Source organism: Aneurinibacillus thermoaerophilus (genome assembly GCF_900099925.1).
Classification (GTDB): Bacteria; Bacillota; Bacilli; order Aneurinibacillales; family Aneurinibacillaceae; genus Aneurinibacillus; species Aneurinibacillus thermoaerophilus.
Genome location: NZ_FNDE01000084.1, coordinates 1 through 1,985, shown reverse-complemented (window position 1 = coordinate 1,985; position 1,985 = coordinate 1). Strand labels below are relative to the sequence as shown.

2 protein-coding genes are annotated in these 1,985 nt (G+C 36.2%); both read right to left on the bottom strand.

Annotated features, from left to right (window positions below; translation table 11 throughout):
• Positions 1-444: 444 nt before the first annotated feature.
• The gene (locus tag BLR88_RS20660) at positions 445-549 is read right to left on the bottom strand and encodes a putative holin-like toxin (RefSeq protein ID WP_409359920.1); all 105 of its coding nucleotides are present in this window, start codon (positions 547-549) and stop codon (positions 445-447) included.
• Between the two features lie 229 nt (positions 550-778).
• On the bottom strand, positions 779-1,876 hold the full coding sequence (locus BLR88_RS18695; protein WP_091261617.1) for a replication initiation protein: 1,098 nt from the start codon (positions 1,874-1,876) through the stop codon (positions 779-781).
• Between the last annotated feature and the right edge of the window lie 109 nt (positions 1,877-1,985).

Below are 1,985 nucleotides of genomic sequence, written 5' to 3'. Positions count from 1 at the left end.
ACGCTAGGCTAGGAACTAGCCTTCGTGGAGAGTGCGACAATAGTCGGCTCGATGAAGCGAGAAGCTCTCCAATTTATTGGAGAGAGGTTCACCTACATGAATAGGGTTAATGATCAACGCAGTGTGGTATGAAGAATAGATTTCAAAGAACGCTATCCAGGGTACTTTCTTTAATATTTTTGATTCATATTCACTTTTTTTATAAAATCTAAAATATTGATATATGTTACGTGTCACGTGTTATGTGCTATAATAAGCAAAAAGAAATATCTCTTTTGGAAAAGAGACATAAATCACTAAAAACTGCGTAAACTAAAAAAAGACCGTCTGGTGCGCCAACACCAGAGCGGTCCATGTACAATAGACGTTCCCACAAGGGGATCGGCTCAACAGACGTTTCGATTAGAAATAGACATCCTTTCGTCGTCCACAACTCAAGGGTGTCTATTTCTTTTTGTTAAGTGTCATGATAGCAACCATCACACCTATAAACGTTAGTAGCAATACACCGAAGTTTATTGCTAGGTTAAGTGCTTCGTATGACACCATAATTCTCACCCCCTTTCGTTAGGGGATGAGCCGACCACCCTTGAGGAGCCGATTCTATTGTACAGGAAGATTATAGCATACCCAGTTATCAATATATAAGTTTCTATTTCTTCTCATAGTTACCTCCTGCATATATATCTCATAATTCCCCCTTTCTATATAAATAAGTGAAGGTATCCACAAAAAAAGTTGCAAAAAAATTAAAAACATCTAGCAATTGCTAGGCACTTCATTTTTCTCCCAATGCAACAAGTAGCTCGTCCCGTCGCTTTATCTTTTCTTCGTATGACTCTTCCTGTAAAGTTTCTTCATGATTGTCTAATTCCTTTTGTTTCTCTTTCTGTTCAAGAATGTGATCCGGAACCCCGTTGTTATGTTTTTTATCTTTTTGCTCATATTTCTTCTCTATAGGTGCTTTATCTTTGCGGAAATCTTGTTCTAATGCCGTATAAGTATACCCGGTAAGATTCTTAACCTTTCCAGCTTTATAATCTTTCTCTACTATTTCCAGATTTTCTAATATGTATGATTCATCATAGTTTTTAACGATATGGTCGATCTGAATCTCAGTCAATCCGAATTCACGCAGACGAGCGATTAATCCTGGCTCATCTTCAATAAAGGAAGTTTCCAATGAATCGCTCTTTCCATTCTTACGAATAATGAAATTAAGTTTAGCCACTTTTCGGCCATTTTTTATCTCTTCGAAGTCAAAAGCGATATCCGTTTTCTCCTGTAACTCTTTTTGAGCTACCTTTAAAACTTTAGCTTTGAAATGGCCATACTTCTGATATTCATTCTTTTCAATCCCTAAAACAAACTTGAGATCATCTAGTTCAAAAAGCCGTGAACCGATTTGTGCATACTGTTTCAATAATTCATAAATGCGGATAGAATAGACGCTACGGAGTTGCATAACATTATGTAACCGGTATGTAGTGAATCTCTCCTTCAATTGAAGAAGATAAGGTTTTAACTTGGGCGAAAACTCCAGCTCCATATATCCTTGTCCAACAAAATATTCTGCTGAAGCCAACCAAGGAAGATACAAAATAGATTTTTCTTTCCTAATGCCAAATGTTTTTTTCATCAATCCCTTAATAATCTCTTGGATATCATTATGTACGCCTTTACTTTTCAAATCTAGTATTTTTACGAACTCACTGACTTGAATACGATACCTTTTGAATTCTTGATCTTCTGGCTGTACTTTTGCGGCAAGCATCAAGATAATTCGCTGCTCGTTTGTTGTTAGCTTGTACGAGGCTTCAATAAGTTCATTTGACTTTGTTACAAGCATCTTATTATTTGTTTTATCTAGAGACACACACAGCCACTCCTCTTAAATAACCTGATTGATCCAATTATACTACTTGAAAACAAAAAAATCACTTGTTTTTTACGGGTGATCTTTAACCCTGTTTTGGTGATATTTC

Excerpts from the sequence above, each read along its gene's own strand:
- BLR88_RS20660 (WP_409359920.1), bottom strand. The coding sequence starts at position 549 with ATGGTGTCATACGAAGCACTTAACCTAGCAATAAACTTCGGTGTATTG.